The organism is Sphingomonas paludis (assembly GCF_053502515.1).
Genome location: NZ_CP187558.1, coordinates 1,725,667 through 1,742,498, shown reverse-complemented (window position 1 = coordinate 1,742,498; position 16,832 = coordinate 1,725,667). Strand labels below are relative to the sequence as shown.

The 16,832-nt window shown below is 64.4% G+C and carries 18 protein-coding genes; 10 read left to right on the top strand and 8 right to left on the bottom strand.

Features of this window, described 5'->3' with window-relative positions; all coding sequences use genetic code 11:
• Positions 1–81 precede the first annotated feature (81 nt).
• A complete protein-coding gene (gene trmFO, locus ACPVPU_RS08530; protein ID WP_448657506.1) occupies positions 82–1,401 on the top strand; it encodes a methylenetetrahydrofolate--tRNA-(uracil(54)-C(5))-methyltransferase (FADH(2)-oxidizing) TrmFO in 1,320 nt (439 codons plus the stop codon).
• Here trmFO and ACPVPU_RS08525 read toward each other — a convergent pair.
• Positions 1,398–1,874 (bottom strand): histidine kinase, encoded by a 477-nt coding sequence (locus ACPVPU_RS08525; RefSeq protein ID WP_448657505.1) that lies wholly within the window; start codon positions 1,872–1,874, stop codon positions 1,398–1,400. The genes trmFO and ACPVPU_RS08525 overlap by 4 nt on opposite strands.
• 60 nt (positions 1,875–1,934) lie before the next feature.
• Positions 1,935–2,606, bottom strand: a complete 672-nt coding sequence (locus ACPVPU_RS08520; protein ID WP_448657504.1) for a squalene/phytoene synthase family protein — start codon at positions 2,604–2,606, stop codon at positions 1,935–1,937.
• A 109-nt stretch (positions 2,607–2,715) separates the two neighbouring features.
• Here ACPVPU_RS08520 and ACPVPU_RS08515 point away from each other — a divergent pair, with 109 nt between their 5' ends.
• From ACPVPU_RS08515 to ACPVPU_RS08505, 3 genes are read left to right on the top strand one after another with little or no spacing between them, the layout of a single operon-like run.
• Positions 2,716–4,557, top strand: coding sequence for a TadE/TadG family type IV pilus assembly protein (locus ACPVPU_RS08515; protein WP_448657502.1), 1,842 nt, complete (start codon positions 2,716–2,718; stop codon positions 4,555–4,557).
• Positions 4,554–5,249 carry a TadE/TadG family type IV pilus assembly protein gene (locus ACPVPU_RS08510; protein ID WP_448657501.1) on the top strand — a complete coding sequence of 232 codons (696 nt, stop codon included), beginning with the start codon at positions 4,554–4,556 and terminating at the stop codon, positions 5,247–5,249. Before ACPVPU_RS08515 ends, ACPVPU_RS08510 begins: the two co-directional genes overlap by 4 nt.
• Before the next feature lie 11 nt (positions 5,250–5,260).
• Positions 5,261–6,052, top strand: a complete 792-nt coding sequence (locus ACPVPU_RS08505; RefSeq protein WP_448657500.1) for a TadE/TadG family type IV pilus assembly protein — start codon at positions 5,261–5,263, stop codon at positions 6,050–6,052.
• Positions 6,053–6,188: 136 nt separating this feature from the next.
• Here the strand turns inward: ACPVPU_RS08505 and ACPVPU_RS08500 are convergent, their stop codons facing one another.
• The 3 genes from ACPVPU_RS08500 to ACPVPU_RS08490 form a co-directional block, all read right to left on the bottom strand.
• Positions 6,189–7,580, bottom strand: coding sequence for a pyruvate dehydrogenase complex E1 component subunit beta (locus tag ACPVPU_RS08500; RefSeq protein ID WP_448657498.1), 1,392 nt, complete (start codon positions 7,578–7,580; stop codon positions 6,189–6,191).
• A 1-nt stretch (position 7,581) separates the two neighbouring features.
• Positions 7,582–8,631 carry a pyruvate dehydrogenase (acetyl-transferring) E1 component subunit alpha gene (pdhA, locus tag ACPVPU_RS08495; RefSeq protein ID WP_448657497.1) on the bottom strand — a complete coding sequence of 350 codons (1,050 nt, stop codon included), beginning with the start codon at positions 8,629–8,631 and terminating at the stop codon, positions 7,582–7,584.
• A 100-nt stretch (positions 8,632–8,731) separates the two neighbouring features.
• A complete protein-coding gene (locus tag ACPVPU_RS08490) occupies positions 8,732–9,046 on the bottom strand; it encodes an FtsB family cell division protein (protein ID WP_448657496.1) in 315 nt (104 codons plus the stop codon).
• Between the two features lie 56 nt (positions 9,047–9,102).
• Between ACPVPU_RS08490 and ACPVPU_RS08485 the strand changes: the two genes are divergently transcribed.
• Entirely contained in the window at positions 9,103–9,474 is a 372-nt protein-coding gene (locus ACPVPU_RS08485; protein WP_448657495.1) for a tRNA-binding protein, read from the top strand.
• Between the two features lie 3 nt (positions 9,475–9,477).
• Here ACPVPU_RS08485 and eno read toward each other — a convergent pair whose 3' ends face one another.
• The gene (gene eno / locus ACPVPU_RS08480; protein ID WP_448657494.1) at positions 9,478–10,755 is read right to left on the bottom strand and encodes a phosphopyruvate hydratase; all 1,278 of its coding nucleotides are present in this window, start codon (positions 10,753–10,755) and stop codon (positions 9,478–9,480) included.
• Between the two features lie 152 nt (positions 10,756–10,907).
• On the opposite strand from eno, the gene ACPVPU_RS08475 reads away from it, so the two are divergent.
• From ACPVPU_RS08475 to ACPVPU_RS08455, 5 genes are all read left to right on the top strand, one after another.
• Complete coding sequence (locus tag ACPVPU_RS08475) at positions 10,908–11,396, top strand: hypothetical protein (protein WP_448657493.1); 489 nt, start codon at positions 10,908–10,910, stop codon at positions 11,394–11,396.
• A 34-nt stretch (positions 11,397–11,430) separates the two neighbouring features.
• A complete protein-coding gene (locus ACPVPU_RS08470; RefSeq protein WP_448657492.1) occupies positions 11,431–11,802 on the top strand; it encodes a phage holin family protein in 372 nt (123 codons plus the stop codon).
• A complete protein-coding gene (locus tag ACPVPU_RS08465; RefSeq protein WP_448657491.1) occupies positions 11,799–12,104 on the top strand; it encodes a hypothetical protein in 306 nt (101 codons plus the stop codon). The genes ACPVPU_RS08470 and ACPVPU_RS08465 overlap by 4 nt, the downstream gene beginning before the upstream one ends.
• Complete coding sequence (locus tag ACPVPU_RS08460) at positions 12,101–12,487, top strand: hypothetical protein (RefSeq protein ID WP_448657490.1); 387 nt, start codon at positions 12,101–12,103, stop codon at positions 12,485–12,487. Before ACPVPU_RS08465 ends, ACPVPU_RS08460 begins: the two co-directional genes overlap by 4 nt.
• A 79-nt stretch (positions 12,488–12,566) precedes the next feature.
• Positions 12,567–12,779 carry a DUF4170 domain-containing protein gene (locus ACPVPU_RS08455; protein WP_448657489.1) on the top strand — a complete coding sequence of 71 codons (213 nt, stop codon included), beginning with the start codon at positions 12,567–12,569 and terminating at the stop codon, positions 12,777–12,779.
• Between the two features lie 70 nt (positions 12,780–12,849).
• Here ACPVPU_RS08455 and greA read toward each other — a convergent pair whose 3' ends face one another.
• Both greA and carB read right to left on the bottom strand, forming a co-directional pair.
• Positions 12,850–13,326: a transcription elongation factor GreA gene (greA, locus tag ACPVPU_RS08450; RefSeq protein WP_448657488.1), complete on the bottom strand. Its 477-nt coding sequence runs from the start codon at positions 13,324–13,326 to the stop codon at positions 12,850–12,852.
• Between the two features lie 81 nt (positions 13,327–13,407).
• Positions 13,408–16,731, bottom strand: a complete 3,324-nt coding sequence (gene carB / locus ACPVPU_RS08445) for a carbamoyl-phosphate synthase large subunit (RefSeq protein WP_448657487.1) — start codon at positions 16,729–16,731, stop codon at positions 13,408–13,410.
• Between the last annotated feature and the right edge of the window lie 101 nt (positions 16,732–16,832).

Sequence of the window (16,832 nt, the reverse complement as noted above, 5' to 3'; positions counted from 1 at the left end):
CATGTTCGGCTGTCAACCGCTCACAAAACCCATTCATTTCGTCAAAACTGTCAACCGATCTGTCAAAACTGGCCCCGTCCCATGACCCAAACTCACGACATTCACATCATCGGTGGCGGCCTCGCCGGATCGGAAGCCGCCTGGCAATTGGCCAATGCCGGGCTACGCGTCCGCCTGTCCGAAATGCGCGGGTCCGGAGACCGCACGCCCGCGCATCAGACCGACGATCTTGCCGAACTGGTCTGCTCGAACAGCTTCCGCTCGGACGACGCCGACAGCAATGCCGTCGGCCTGCTGCATCAGGAGATGCGCGCGCTGAACTCGATCATCATGGCCGAAGGAGACGTGCACAAGGTGCCGGCCGGATCGGCGCTCGCCGTTGACCGCGACGGCTTTGCCGCCGGCGTCACCGCGCGCCTTGCCCAGCATCCCAACATCACCATCGTGCGGGAACGGGTCGATACCCTGCCCGCCAGCGGCCCGACGATCATCGCCACCGGCCCCCTGACCGCCCCCGGCCTGGCCGATGCCATCGGGGCCGCGACCGGCAAGGATCAGCTCGCATTCTTCGATGCCATCGCTCCCATCGTCCATGCCGACAGCATCGATATGGACATCGCCTGGAAACAGTCGCGCTGGAACAAGGGCGAAGGCAGCGACTACATCAACTGCGCCATGGACCGCGAACAATATGAGGCGTTCCACGCCGCGCTGATGGCGGGCGAAAAGACCGAGTTCCGCGAATGGGAAAACGTCCCCTATTTCGACGGCTGCATGCCGATCGAGGTGATGGCGGAACGGGGGCTGGATACGCTGCGCTTCGGCCCGATGAAGGGGGTCGGCCTCGATGACCCGCGCACCGGCCGCTGGCCCCATGCCGTCGTCCAGCTTCGGCAGGACAATGCCACGGGGACGCTGTGGAACATGGTCGGCTTTCAGACCAAGCTGAAATATGCCGAACAGGTGCGCATTTTCCGCACCATTCCGGGGCTTGAAAATGCCGAGTTCGCCCGATTGGGTGGCCTGCATCGCAACACCTTCATCCGCTCGCCCGAACTGCTCGACGCCACGCTGCGCCTGAAATCGGCCCCGCACATCCGCTTCGCCGGACAGATTACGGGGTGCGAGGGTTATGTCGAAAGCGCGGCCATCGGCCTGATTGCCGGGCGCTTCTGGGCCGCCGAACTGGCGGGCCGCACCATGACGCCACCACCGGTCGAAACCGCGCTGGGGGCGCTGCTCGGCCACATCACGGGCAATGCGCGGGCTGAAAGCTATCAGCCGATGAACGTCAATTTCGGCCTGATGCCGCCCATCCCTGGCCGAACCAAAAAGGCGGACCGGAAACGGATGTACACCGACCGTGCCCGCGCGGCGCTGGGCGAATGGCTGGCGGCCTAACCCTCGGCCGCCTCGTCCGCCGGTTCCGGGGCCCGCTCGGCCGGCGGGCATTTGACGGTTGTCGGGGCTTTCCGCTTCACCGCCGTCGTCGCAAACTCCGCCCGGGTCAGCGCCCGGTCGCCGCTGGCATCGGCCTTGGCGAACTTGTCGGTCGTCTTGATCGCCCATTCCTCGAACGACAGCCGCCCGTCGCCGTTGCTGTCCAGCTTGGCATAGGCCTTGCGCCGACTGGCCAGATATTCGTCCCGGGTGATCCGGTCGTCCCGGTCCTTGTCATACCGGTCGAACCGCTTCTCCTCCCGACTCCGCTCCGGGGCCGAAGGGGCCGCTTCAGGCAGCGGCTGCGACAGGGCCTGCTTCGCCGGGGGCGGCGGCAGCGGATCGACCTCAGCACTGGCCATCGACCGATAGAGAAACAGGCCCGCCGTCATCAACAGCATGGCCCCCGCAGCCCCAGCCAAATACCGCCACATCGCCCAACTCCCCCAGCCTTGCGCCACGCTAACCCAGCTTGACGCCATGGCATAGGCCGATCAGCGCCCGGTCAGCCGCATCGCCAGCATCCGCGCCACCCGCCGCGGCGAACCATGCGGGATCGGCTGGTCCGGTGGCATGGCGCAATCCATCCGGGCCAGCAGCGCCAATGCGCCCAGCATCCTCAGCGGCACCGGCCATCGCCCCGGCCCCTCCGCCAGCATCGCCGCCGCCCGCCGCTGGGCATCACTCGCCATAGCCATGTCGCTCAGGTGCCGCGACAGATCGGCCATCGCCCATCCCTGCCCGGCCGCGTCCAGCCCGGGGGGCGGCGGCACGGCAGCCAATGCAGCGATCGCCCGGAACAGCGTGCCGCCCCGCTCAGCCGCGCACTGATCCAGCACCGCCAGGTCCAGCGACTCGGCCGTTGCCAGCCGCTCCCACCCCATCGCCATCCCGGCCAGGGCGGCGCCGGAAACGCCGTTTGCCACGCAACTGCGCTGGACATCGACCAGCACGGGCATGGCGGGCGGTGCCTCGCTGTCCAGCGCCTCCAGCCGTTCCCGCCACCACGCCAGCCGGATCTGGGCCAGCATCGGCTGGGTCGTGCCCCGCAGCACTGCGCCCAGTGCATCGTCCAGTGCCAGCAATGCACGCATCGATTCGCCCAGCCGGGGCGGCGCGTATCCGATCGCCAACGCGACCTCGGGATTGTCGACCAGTCTAACCATGAACCGCCCCGATCAACGGTTACCGGGGCGGTAACCACGTCAGTTGAACGCGGCTTATCGAATGCCGGTGCATAGGCGCAACCTCGTATAGCCGGGGCATGACACAGGAATGAACGTCTTCTTCAGGATCGCATCGGGTCAACAGGCCGGATTTCTGCGCCGTCTGGCGAACGATGTGCGGGCCAATACCCTGGCCATGATGGCCGCGGCGCTGGTGCCGCTGGTCGGCATGGTTGGCGGCGGGGTCGACCTGTCCCGGCTGTATATCGTCAAGACGCGGCTTCAGCATGCCTGCGATGCGGGCGCCCTGGCCGGCCGCAAGGCGATGGCGGGCGGCGCCTGGAATCAGTCGAACGAGATGCCGCGCCGAACCGCCGAGCAGTTCTTTGCCGCCAACATCTCGGCAACCCCCTATGGCGCACGCAACGTGACGCGGGCCTTTTCCGAAAATGCGGGCAAGGTGACCGGGACGGCGACTGCGACCGTGCCGATGACGCTGATGCGCGTACTTGGCGAAACGACCCGAACGCTGACCGTCACCTGCGATGCCGAAATGCGGCTGCCGAATACCGACGTGATGTTCGTGCTGGATACCACGGGATCCATGGCCTGCGATGCCGATGGCAATAACTGCAACAGCGGTTCGACGTCCAAGATCGTCGCGCTGCGCAAGGCGGTGAAGTGCTTCTACGAGATCGTTGCGCGGCTGGATACGGATGCCAGCTGCGAAACCGGCAACCCCAGCGGCGGCACCAGCGCCGCCGTGCAATTGCGGTTCGGGTTCGTGCCCTATGCGACCAACGTCAATGTCGGCCGACTGCTGCCCTCAAGCTATTTTGCCGACAGCTGGACCTATCAGTCGCGAACCTATCGCAACCAAGGTGCCTGGCAGGATTGGGTCGGCGATAGCTATACCTGGCCCAACAACCGGGGCAATTGCACGAAATATAACGACACGGCCGCGCGCCAGTGGCAGGTGACCAAGACTTGGGTCAACGGCTATGGCGACCTGTGTTATCATGAGCGTCGCGACTGGGGCGCGCAGTGGCGCTATCATGCGCGGTCGGTCGACGTATCCGGGCTGAAGAACGGCACCGGCTACAACAACAGCTTCACCGTCCAGATCGGCAACTCCGCCAGCGGGACGATCACGCCGACCAACAGGACGATCACCTGGGACGGATGCATCGAGGAGCGCGCGACCGTCCGCGCGACGACGTACAGCCCGATCCCGGCCGATGCCAAGGATCTGGATGTGGATCTGGTGCCGACGGGCGATGCCAGCACCAAATGGGGCTTCGCCCTGCCCGGACTTGTCTATGCGCGGCAGGTGCGGACCAGCTGGGATCAGCTGAGCGCCGACCAGGTGGACACCGCGACCAATTACTATAATTCCGTCCCCTATTTCTGCCCCAAGCCCGCCAAAAAGCTGCAGGCTTGGCCAAGCGTCACGGATTTCCAGACCTATGTCGACAATCTGACCGCCGACGGAAACACCTATCACGATATCGGCATCCTGTGGGGTGCGCGGCTGATGTCGCCCACCGGCATCTTTGCCTCGGAAAACTTCAAGACGCCCCAGGGCGGCGACATCGAACGGCACATGATCTTCATGACCGACGGTGACACCGTGGCCAGCAACACCGACTATGCCGCCTATGGCCTGCCCTGGTTCGACCGGCGCCAGACCGATGCAGCCAATCCGCCGACCAACGAACAGCTCGTCGCCCAGGTGAATGCCCGGTTCGAGGCGCTGTGCACGGTGGTCAAGAACAAGAACATCACCGTCTGGGTCATCTCGTACGGCAATGGCCTGAATGCCGATACCGATGCGCGGCTGACCCGCTGTGCCAGCCCCGGCAAGTTCTTCACGGCGCGCGACAATGCGACGCTGCTGACCACGTTCAAATCGATCGCCGACCAGATTTCGGCCCTGAGGTTGATCAAATGATCCAGCGCCTTCGCCTGCTCAACACCGATCACCGCGGGGCAACGCTGACCGAGTTCGGATTTGTCGCGCCGGTCCTGTGCCTGTTGCTGATGGGGGCGTTCGACATTGCGCATACGCTGTACATGCGGGCGGCGCTGCACGGCATCGTTCAAAAGGCCGCGCGCGACTCGTCGCTGGAGGACGGTGGCACCACGGGCCGTCAGACGACCATCGACGAGAAGGTCACCAAGGAAGTGCGCAAGATCAACGCCAACGCCACGCCCTATTTCTCGCGCCGCTTCTATCGCACCTTTTCCGACGCTGCGGCGAAGCAGCCCGAGGATTGGGACGACACCAACAACAACCGCACCTGCGACAATTCCGAACCGTATGAGGATGCCAACAACAATTCGACCTGGGATGCCGATGGCGGCAATGCCGGACAGGGCGGGGCCAAGGACGCGGTGATCTATACCGTGTCGATGGAATATGACCGGCTGTTCCCGGTGCATGGTTTCGTCCCGTCAATGGGGGACAAGGTCAAGGTCAGCGCATCCACCGTGCTGCGCAATCAGCCGTACAGCGAACAGAGCAGCTACGCGGCCCCGGTCATCCGCAATTGCCCGGCAGCGGTCACGTCGCCGACGCCGACACCAACGCCCAGCGGCACGCCGTGCGTCGTCAATGCCCTCGGCATCTGCGTTGCAATTTGAGGATATTCGGCATGAAGCGGATCATCCAATTCATTCGTCGTCCGGTCTTTCGTCGGCTGGCCCTGCGTCGTCTGGGTACCGACACGGGCGGGCTGGCCCTGCTGGAATTTGCGCTGTCGTTGCCGCCCCTGCTGCTGTTGCTGATGGCGGGTGCGGAATCGACCAACTATGTCATCGCCCGGATGCGGATCAGCCAGCTGGCGCTGCACATCGCGGACAATGCGGCACGGATCGGCACCGGCAGCCAGCTGGCATCGAAGAAGATCACCGAAACCGACATCAACGACCTGTTCACGGGTGCCCAGCTTCAGTCCGGGGGACTGGACCTTCGCGCCAATGGCCGGGTGATCCTGTCCAGCGTGGAACCGGTTGCCAATCCCAACAGCAATGCGCGGTACAAGATCGCGTGGCAGCGCTGTTACGGAACACGCACGACAAAGACATCCACTTACGGATCGGCCGGCGATACCAATCTGGTCGGCGTCGGCCCGGCCAACCGCCAGGTAACGGCGACCGATTACGGTGCGACGATGTTCGTCGAGGTGCATTACGTCTATCGCCCGCTCATCCGCTCGCAATTCGTCCCGCGGCTGGAATTCAGCGAAATCGCGTCGATGATGGTGCGGGACGCCCGCGACATGACCCAGATCTACAACACCGAAAACGCGACAGTGTCAGGATGCGCAGTGCCGCCGCCGGCACCCAGCGGCGGCGACGGCGATGATGACGATGATGGCAACAACGGCCATGGCAATGACGAGGACGGCAACGACGAAAGCAATCCCGGCGGCGGGGGGCCGTAATGGTCGTGGCAATAGCCGCAACTAAAGCGAGCGCAATGCGCCACGTCTGATCGGTGGTTTTCCGGTCACCGGAACCAAAAAGGGGCCAGGCATCGATCGATGCCCGGCCCCTTTCAGCATGGGTTCCGACCAAAGGTCAGCCGCGATAGGTGACCTTCTTGACGGCTGCGACCACGCGCGCCGCATCGACCAGGGCCAGCTTTTCCAGATTGGCCGCATAGGGCAGCGGCACGTCCTCGTTCGTCACGCGCAGCACCGGCGCGTCGAGATCGTCGAAGCCCTGTTCCATCGCGACCGCCGCGATTTCCGACGCGATCGAACAGGTCGGCCAGCCTTCCTCGACCACCACCATGCGGTTGGTCTTCTTCAGGCTTTCCAGCACCGTCGCGGTGTCGAGCGGACGCAGGGTGCGCAGGTCGATCACCTCGGCCTCGACACCCTCGCCCTCAAGCGTCTCCGCCGCTTCCAGCGCCACGCCGACGCCGATCGAATAGGATACGATGGTCACGTCCTTGCCCGGCCGCACGATCCGCGCCTTGCCGATCGGCAGGACGAAATCGTCGAGCTTGGGCACGTCGAAGCTGCGGCCGTACATCAGCTCGTTTTCCAGGAAAACGACCGGATCCTCACTGCGGATCGCAGCCTTCAGCAGCCCCTTGGCATCGGCCGCGTCATAGGGCGCGATCACGATCAGGCCGGGGACGCTGGCATACCAGGGGCCGTAATTCTGGCTGTGCTGGGCGGCCACGCGGCTGGCCGCGCCGTTCGGCCCGCGGAACACGATCGGACAGCGCATCTGGCCGCCGGACATGTAGTTCGTCTTGGCGGCCGAATTGATGATGTGGTCGATCGCCTGCATGGCGAAATTGAACGTCATGAATTCGATGATCGGGCGCAGGCCGCCCATCGCCGCGCCCGTGCCGATCCCGGCAAAGCCATATTCGGTGATCGGCGTATCGATGACGCGGCGCGCACCGAATTCGTCGAGCAGACCCTGGGTCACCTTGTACGCGCCCTGATATTCGGCGACTTCCTCGCCCATCACGAACACGCGGTCGTCGGCCCGCATTTCCTCGGCCATCGCATCGCGCAGCGCCTCGCGCACCGTCGTCTTGACCATCTCGGTCCCCGCCGGGATTTCCGGATCGGCGGCCTTGGGCTTCACATCGGACAGCTGCTGGGTACCGGTCGGGGTGTCGCCCTTGGCCGGAGCCTCGGGTGCCTCGGTCTTCTGCGCCTCGGCCGGCGCAGCAGCGGGCGCGGCTTCGACGGCCGACGCATCCTCGCCCTCGCCCGCGATCAGCGCGATGACCGTGCCGACCTTCACATTGTCGGTGCCCTCGGCGACCAGGATCTTGGCGATCACGCCCTCGTCCACGGCTTCGAACTCCATCGTCGCCTTGTCGGTCTCGATCTCGGCCATGATGTCGCCTGCCTTCACGGCATCCCCTTCCTTGAGGAGCCATTTAGCCAGCGTGCCTTCCTCCATGGTCGGCGACAGGGCAGGCATTTTCAGTTCAATCGCCATGTCAGTAGGTCCCCACCAGCACGTCGGTGTAGAGTTCGGCCGGATCCGGCTCCGGCGTGGATTCGGCGAAATCGGCGGCTTCGCCGACGATCTTGCGGATTTCGGTCTCGATCGCCTTCAGGTCGGCCTCGGTCACCCCGGCCGACGCCAGTTCCTTCTTCACGCCCTCGATCGGGTCCGAATTGTCCCGCATCGACTGAACCTCGTCGCGCGAGCGATACTTGGCCGGATCGGACATGGAATGGCCGCGATAGCGATAGGTCTTCATCTCCAGGATGATCGGCCCCTTGCCGCTGCGCACCCACTCCAGCGCCGTCTCCGCCGCCCCGCGACAGGCCAGCACATCCATGCCGTCGACCTGAATGCCGGGGATGCGGAAGCTTTCGCCGCGGCGGTAGAGCTGGTCCTCGGCGGACGAGCGCTGAACGCTGGTGCCCATGGCGTACTGGTTGTTCTCGATCACGAAGATGATCGGCAGCTTCCACAGCTCGGCCATGTTGAACGATTCATAGACCTGGCCCTGGTTCGCCGCGCCGTCGCCGAAATAGGCCAGGCAGACGCCGCCATCGTTCGAATATTTATGGCCGAACGCCAGGCCTGCGCCCAGGCTGACCTGAGCGCCGACGATGCCGTGCCCGCCATAGAACTTCTTTTCGGTCGAAAACATGTGCATCGAACCGCCCTTGCCGCGGCTGATGCCCGCCTCGCGCCCGGTCAGTTCAGCCATGATCACCTTGGGATCGATGCCATAGGCGAGCATGTGGCCATGATCGCGATAACCGGTGATGACCGAGTCCTTGTCGCCGTCCAGCGCGGACTGCAGGCCGACGGCGACCGCCTCCTGACCGATATACAGGTGACAGAAACCGCCGATCAGTCCCAGTCCGTACAGCTGTCCCGCCTTTTCCTCGAACCGGCGGATCAGGAGCATCTGGCGATAGAATTCCAGAAGCTGTTCCTTCGACGCCTTGAACCGCTGCGGTTCGCCGGGGCGTTCCCGATTGGACAGGGGGGGTTCGGTGCTGGCGGTGCTCGCCGGTGCCTTTGCCACGTGTTCTTGATCCTCGTTCCTGGGGAAGGAAGGTGCCCGCCTATAGGCGTGTTTTCAGCCCTAGGGCAATGTCCCGTATTCGAATGTGACGATCCGGCGATCAGTTCTGGTTCAACAGGATGACGACTTCGTCCTCCCGCGCCACGCCCATCCGCTTGCGGATCAATTCGTCCACCAGGTCGGGATCGGCCCTGCCCTTCAGCAGCCGGACGCGGTTCGCCAATTGCTGGCGCTGTTGCTTCAGGGCACCGAACTGCGCCTGCTTGACGCGCAGGTCGCTGCTATATTCCCGGTATTTCATCAGGCCGTTGGCGCCGAGCACCGCATTGTACGCGAACAGGCTCATGAACCCGATCGCCAGCGATGGGACGAGCGCACGCCACAGAATTGACCGAACCACATTGCCCGTCGACATTTGCGAATCATGGCCGACCCGACTCGGCGAATCAACCCCCGAATCGTGGAAAATCAATGCATTTGTCGCACGAACCATCCGCCCCGCCCGCCCCATCCATCGAGTTCGGCCAGTTTCTGGCGGTGGACATCCGCATCGGCACGATCGTTTCGGCCGAGCCGTTTCCCGAAGCGCGCAAGCCGGCGATCAAGCTGCTGATCGATTTCGGCCCGGCAATCGGCCGAAAGAAATCCAGCGCGCAGGTGACGGCGCATTACACGGCCGACGCTTTGATCGGACGGCAGGTCGCGGCCGTCGTCAATTTCCCGCCGCGCCAGATCGGCAAGTTCATGTCGGAGGTGCTGACGCTCGGCTTCCCCGACGAAGCGGGCGAGGTCGTGCTGTTCAGCCCCGACCTGCCCGTCCCCGACGGCGCGCGCCTGTTCTGACGATCAGCGGCGCAGGACGCTGCGCCCGGCATAGACGGCGGCAGCACCCAGTTCCTCCTCGATTCGGATCAGCTGGTTGTATTTGGCCAGCCGGTCCGACCGCGCCAGCGACCCGGTCTTGATCTGACCGCAGTTGGTGGCGACCGCCAGGTCGGCAATGGTTGCGTCCTCGGTCTCGCCGGACCGGTGCGACATGACTGCGGTATAGGATGAACGCTGCGCCAGGCCCACCGCCGCCAGCGTCTCGGTCAACGTGCCGATCTGGTTCACCTTGACCAGCAGCGAATTGGCCAGCCCCTGCTCGATGCCCATTGCCAGACGCTTGGGATTGGTGACGAACAGGTCGTCGCCGACGAGCTGGACCGATCCACCGACCTTGTCGGTCAGCGCCTTCCACCCCTCGAAATCGTCCTCGCCCATCCCGTCCTCGATCGACAGGATCGGATAGGCGCGGGTCAGCTCGGCCAGATAATCCGCCATTTCGTGCGGCGTCAGCGACAGGCCCTCGCCCGAAATCTCGTATCGGCCGTTCTTGAAGAACTCGGTCGCCGCGCAATCCAGCGCCAGCATCACGTCCTCGCCAGGCTTGTATCCGGCCGCCTCGACGCTCGACATGATGAAGTCCAGCGCCTCGCGTGTGCTGGCGATGTTCGGGGCGAAACCGCCCTCATCGCCCACGCCGGTCGCCAGACCCTTTTCGTGCAGCTTCTTCTTCAGCGTGTGAAAAATCTCCGAACCGCAGCGCACCGCTTCGGACAGGCTTTCGGCACCGACCGGCATCACCATGAATTCCTGGAAATCGATGGGATTGTCGGCATGTTCGCCGCCATTGATGATGTTCATCATCGGCACCGGCAGGACGTGCGCCGACACGCCGCCGACATAGCGATACAGCGGCAGGCCGCGCGCATCCGCCGCCGCCTTCGCCACTGCCAGCGATACGCCCAGGATGGCGTTGGCGCCCAGCCGCCCCTTGTTCTCCGTCCCGTCCAATTCGATCATCGCGGCGTCGATATCGGCCTGATCCTCGGCATCCATGCCGGTGATGGCTTCGAAGATCTCGGAATTGACCGCTTCGACCGCGCCCAGCACGCCCTTGCCCAGATAGACGCCCTTGTCGCCGTCGCGCCGCTCCACAGCCTCATGCGCGCCGGTCGATGCGCCGGACGGCACCGCCGCACGTCCGAAGCTGCCATCTTCAAGCAGCACGTCGACTTCGACGGTCGGATTGCCGCGGCTGTCCAGAATCTGGCGGGCGTGAATGTCGATGATTGCGGTCACGAAATGGTCCTCCTAGATATGAGGGGCGGTTGATCGCCGGTCGTCCTGCCCGCCTCTATCGGCAGTTTTGCTGCCGGGCAATCGAAGGTCGGACGGAACAAGCGGCCCGGGGACGGGTTGACGCCAGTGAATTCGAATGGAGGGATCAAACCATGAATGACCCCGTTGCCCCGACGGTTGGGGCTCCCAATGATCCGGTGATCGACACTGCCGACACCGCCACTGCCACCCCCAAGGCGACCGATGCGCTGAAGGAACAGGCCGGCAAGCTTGGCAGCCAGGCGGCCGACAAGGCGCGCAGCTTTGCTGCCGAGGGCAAGGACAAGGCGTCCGGTGCGCTGAACGAGTTCGCGCGGATGATCGACGATGCCGCCGGCACGGTGGATGAAAAGGTTGGCGAGCAATATGGGCAATATGCCCGCTCCGCCGCCAGCGCCGTCGCAGGCCTGGCCGGAACCATCGACCGCAAGGATGTGGACGAGCTGATGGACGACATGCGCGATTTCGTCCGCAAGTCGCCAGCCGTCGCGATCGGCGCGGCTGCAGCGATCGGCTTCGTCCTAGCGCGCGTGATCAAGGCTGGCGTGGATTCGGTCGCTGACGGTGCCGAAAACGCATCGAAGAATGATCCGGCCGCCTGAACACGCATTGTCGGGCACTGTAGGGGAGCGAGTGTTGGCCGATCCCGTTGAACTGGACACCGTGCCCAAGCTGATGAGCCAGCTGGTCAAGGATGTCCGCGCCTATGCCCGTGCAGAGGCTGTGTTTGCCGAAGCCGTGGCTCGGGACCGGGCGCGTGATGCGATCATGCTGGTGGCGATGGGTGCAGCCGCGCTGGCAATCGTAACCGCGCTCCTGCTGGCGGCACTGGTCGGGCTGATGTTGTTGCTGCAACCGTTGGTCGGCCTCGTGGCGGCGATGCTGATCGTGCTGGTGCCCGGATTTGCGTCGGTTGCCCTGCTGGCCCTGACCGCCAGGGCCCGGGCAAAGCGGCTGGTCCGGCCGCTCGATCCCACCGCCGTCGCGCCCAAGGATGACGCGGAATGAGCAATGGCATCGACCCGCTGACCGCGCGCCAGATGGCTAATGCCGCTCGTCGCCAAATGGACGTGACGGCGGCCCGGCTGCGCGATCAGCTTGGCCCGGACGAGGTGCTTGAGCGGCTGTCCACCGCTGCCGCTCGAAAGGGACGGCAGTTGGCGACCAATGTCGCGGGCAAGGTAGCGACCAGCAAACCGGCCGTCGTGCTGGCGCTGGTGATGGGCCTGGCCATGATGCTGAGACGATGGGGTATCGGAACGCGGCGGACGGGAACGTCGCCGAACGGACAAGGAAAGGACAAGGCATGACCGGTAAAAGCAAAGTCAAATCGACCGCCGACAGCGTGAAGGACAAGGTCTCGACGGCCATCGACACCACCAAGTCCGAAACCGGCAAGCGGGTCGAGGACAATCCGCTGGCGGTGCTGGTCGGCGGGCTGGCGATCGGTATGGCGGCCGGCGCATTGTTGCCGAAGACCCAGCGGGAAAAGGAAGTGTTGGGGCCGCTCGGCAAACGCATCACCCAAACCGCCGGTGCCGCTGCCGCTGCCGCCCGTGAAGTCGGTCGGCAGGAGTTGAGCGCGCTGACCCCGGACAAGGCGAGTGCCAAGGCGCGGGCAGGCTCGATCGTCGAGCATGTCATCCTGGCCGCGAAGGAAGCGGGACGGGAAGCAGCGAAGAAATCCGGCTGACCCGGCGCCCCCGGGGGTTGAGCCGCGCCGGGTTTACGGTAAGCGGAGTCAAACCAAATCTTTCCGGGGAATAATGCCGATGAGCAAATTGCATCTGGTATTCGGCGGGCGCGTGACCGACCCGCAGACGCTGGATTTTACCGATCCGTCCAAGCTGGATGTCGTCGGCATCTATCCTGACTATGCCAGCGCCGAAAAGGCATGGCGGGCGGCGGCGCAGCGCACGGTGGACGACGCCGAAATGCGTTATGTCGTCGTCCATCTTCACCGGCTTCTCGAACCGAACGCCTGAACGAAAAAGGGCCGCTATCCCAATCGGATAGCGGCCCTTTTTCAATCTGCGACCAAAGGTGGTCGGCGGCTCAGATGAACTCGATCTTGCTCACCTCGTACCAGCGGTCCCCGGCGGGTACGGTGACCTCCACCTCGTCGCCGACCTTCCGGCCGATCAATGCACGGCCAAGCGGCGAGTTATAGCTGATCATGCCGGTCTTGGCGTCCGCCTCGGCCAGACCGACGATCTGGTAACGGACCGGCTTTTCATCCTCGTCGATCAGGGTCACGGTCGCGCCGAACACGATCTTGTCACCGGACAGATCGCGGGGATCGATCACCTGCGCCCGGCTGAGCTTGTCCTCGATATCCGCGATCGATGCCTCGATCTGCCCCTGCCGTTCCTTGGCGGCGTGATATTCGGCGTTTTCGGACAGGTCGCCATGCGCCCGCGCCTCTTCGATCGCATCGACGATCTGCGGGCGCTCCGCCTTCAGCGCCTTGAGCTGCTCGCTGAGCATCTCATAGCCCTGAGCCAGCATCGGCATCTTTTCGACGGTCGCCATCCCTAAAACCCTTTACATCAATAATCTCGTCCCAAGCGGCCCATCCCCTGGCCGCCCGCACCGTTCACCAATGATCGGGGATCAATTGTGCGAAGACGAGTAATAAGCCTGCAAAGGTCTTACTTCAAGGGATTGGCCACGGACGGCGGCAATCGCTTGTGATGCGGCGACGCTGGCGGGGGCGGTGGTGAAATAGGGCACCTTCTGCGCGACGGCGGATGCGCGGATTGATGCCGAGTCCTTCAGCGATTGCCAGCCTTCGGTCGTATTGAACACCAGCGTTACCTTGCCGTCCAGGATCCGGTCGACAATGTGCGGGCGACCCTGCGCCACCTTGTTCACCCGCTCCACGGCAATACCCTGTTCCGCCAGATAATCGGCCGTCCCGCCCGTGGCGATGATGGCAAATCCGAGTTCGGACAGGATCCTGGCCCCGGGCAGGATCACCGCCTTGTCGGTGTCCTTGACGCTGATGAACACCGTGCCGCCATCGGGAAGGGTGACGCCAGCGCCCAGTTGGGATTTGGCGAAGGCAGTCGCAAAATCCCGATCGATGCCCATCACTTCGCCGGTGGATTTCATTTCCGGGGACAGCACGGGATCCACGCCGGGAAAGCGCGCCCAGGGGAAGACCGCTTCCTTCACTGCGATATGATTGATGTGCCGATCGATCGCGGGCATGTCGCGGAGCATTTCGCCCGCCATCACGCGGGATGCATATTTGGCGATTGGGCTGCCGATCGCCTTGGCGACGAACGGCACCGTGCGGCTGGCGCGGGGATTCACCTCGATCAGGTAAACCTCGCCATCCTTGACCGCGAACTGGATGTTCATCAGCCCCTTCACCTTCAGCGCATGGGCCAGCGCCTCGGCCTGGCGCTCGATCTCGGCGATGATCTCGGCAGGCAGGCTGTGCGGGGGGAGCGAACAGGCGCTGTCGCCGGAATGGACCCCGGCTTCCTCGATATGCTGAAGCACGCCGGCCACGACGACATCGGTCCCGTCGCAGATCGCATCGACATCCACCTCGATGGCGTCGCGCAGATACTGGTCGATCAGTACCGGGCTGTCGCCGGACACCTGAACCGCCGTCTGGATATAGTCGTCCAGCTGCGCCAGCGTATCGACGATCTCCATCGCGCGCCCGCCCAGCACATAGCTGGGGCGCATCAGCACCGGATAGCCGATGCGCTCGGCAGCCGCGACCGCCTCGTCCCGGCTGCGCGCCAGGCCGTTGAGCGGCTGCTTCAGCCCCAGCTTGGCGACCAGCGCGGCAAAGCGCTCGCGGTCTTCGGCCAGGTCGATGGCGTCGGGGCTGGTGCCCAGAATGGGGATACCCGCCGCCTCGAGCGACTTGGCGAGGTTGAGCGGCGTCTGCCCGCCGAACTGGACGATCACGCCGACCAGCTCGCCGGTCGAGCGTTCCACGTCGAGGATTTCCAGCACGTCCTCGGCGGTCAGCGGCTCGAAATAGAGGCGATCCGACGTATCATAATCCGTGCTCACCGTCTCCGGATTGCAATTGACCATGATCGTTTCGAACCCGGCATCGGCCAGCGCGAAACAGGCATGGCAGCAGCAATAATCGAACTCGATCCCCTGCCCGATCCGGTTCGGCCCGCCGCCCAGAATGACGATCTTGCGCCGATCGCTCGGCATCGCCTCGTTCTCGGGCTCGCCAAAGCTGGGCGCTTCATAGGTCGAATACATATAGGGCGTCTTCGCCTCGAACTCGGCGGCGCAGGTGTCGATGCGCTTGAACACCGGCCGCACGCCCAGCTTGTGGCGCAGTGCGCGGACATCCGCCTCGTTTACCCCGCCAGTCATCGCCTTGACCGCTTCGTTGATCAGGCCGCCGCGCGCCTGGAACCGGTCGCGAAGACCTGCCGACTGCACCGCCAGATAGGCAAGCCGCTTGTCGGAAAAGCCCATCGCCTTGAGCCGGCGCAGCCCCGCCGCATCGCGCGGCAGGCCGTCGGCGCGGATCGCATTCTCCGCCTCGACAATCTCCCTGATCCGCTCCAGGAACCAGGGATCATATTTGGCGATGGCGTGTACCTCCGCCACCGTGAAGCCCTCGCGCAGCGCCTGTGCCGCGACCAGCAGCCGGTCCGGCGTCGCCTGAGCCAGCGCCGCCTCGATCTCCGCACGCGGCGCGCCGATCAGATGCTCGACGTCGTTGAAGCCGGACAGGCCGGTCTCCAGGCCGCGCAGCGCCTTCTGCATGGATTCGTGAATGTTGCGGCCGATCGCCATTACCTCGCCGACCGACTTCATCGCGGTGGAGAGCAAAGGCTCCGATCCCTTGAACTTCTCGAAGGCGAAGCGCGGGATTTTCGTCACCACATAATCGATGGTCGGCTCGAACGACGCCGGAGTCGCGCCGGTGATGTCGTTGGTGATCTCGTCCAGCGTGTATCCGACCGCCAGCTTCGCCGCGACCTTGGCGATCGGAAAGCCCGTCGCCTTGGACGCGAGCGCCGATGAGCGCGAAACGCGCGGGTTCATCTCGATCACGATCAGGCGGCCGTCCTTGGGATTGACCGCGAACTGGACGTTCGACCCGCCCGTCTCCACGCCGATCTCGCGCAGCACCGCGATGCTGGCGTTGCGCATGATCTGATATTCCTTGTCGGTCAGCGTCAGCGCAGGCGCTACGGTGATGGAATCGCCGGTATGGACGCCCATCGGATCGACATTCTCGATCGAGCAGATGATGATGCAGTTGTCGTTGCGGTCGCGGACGACCTCCATCTCATATTCTTTCCAGCCGAGCAGCGATTCCTCGATCAGCACCTCGGTGGTAGGCGACGCATCCAGGCCGCCGGTGACGATGCGGATGAACTCTTCCCGGTTATAGGCGACGCCGCCGCCGGTGCCGCCCAACGTGAAGCTCGGCCGGATGATCGCGGGCAGGCCGGTGATGTCGAGCGCGGCAATCGCCTCCTCCACCGTGTGCGCGACGGCGGAACGGGCGGATTCCAGCCCGATCTTGTCCATCGCCTGACGGAATTTCTGCCGATCCTCCGCCTTGTCGATCGCCTCGGCATCCGCGCCGATCATCTGGACGCCGTACTTCTCAAGCGTGCCGTCGTTGAACAGCGCCAGCGCGGTGTTCAGCGCCGTCTGCCCGCCCATGGTGGGCAGGACGGCGTCCGGCCGCTCCTTCTCGATGATCTTGGCGACGATGGCGGGCGTGATCGGCTCGACATAGGTCGCGTCCGCCAGCTCCGGATCGGTCATGATCGTGGCCGGATTGGAATTGACCAGGACGATGCGATAGCCCTCTTCCTTCAGCGCCTTGATCGCCTGCGTGCCCGAATAATCGAACTCGCACGCCTGGCCGATGACGATGGGGCCCGCGCCGATGACGAGGATCGAGGAGATATCTGTGCGTTTGGGCATCGGTCTGCGTCTGTCCTGATCAGCAATTGAATGTGGCAATCGGCCGAACGGCTCGACTGCAATGATGAAATCGCCGGCGTGCCAGCGGTCGCGGCGGCATC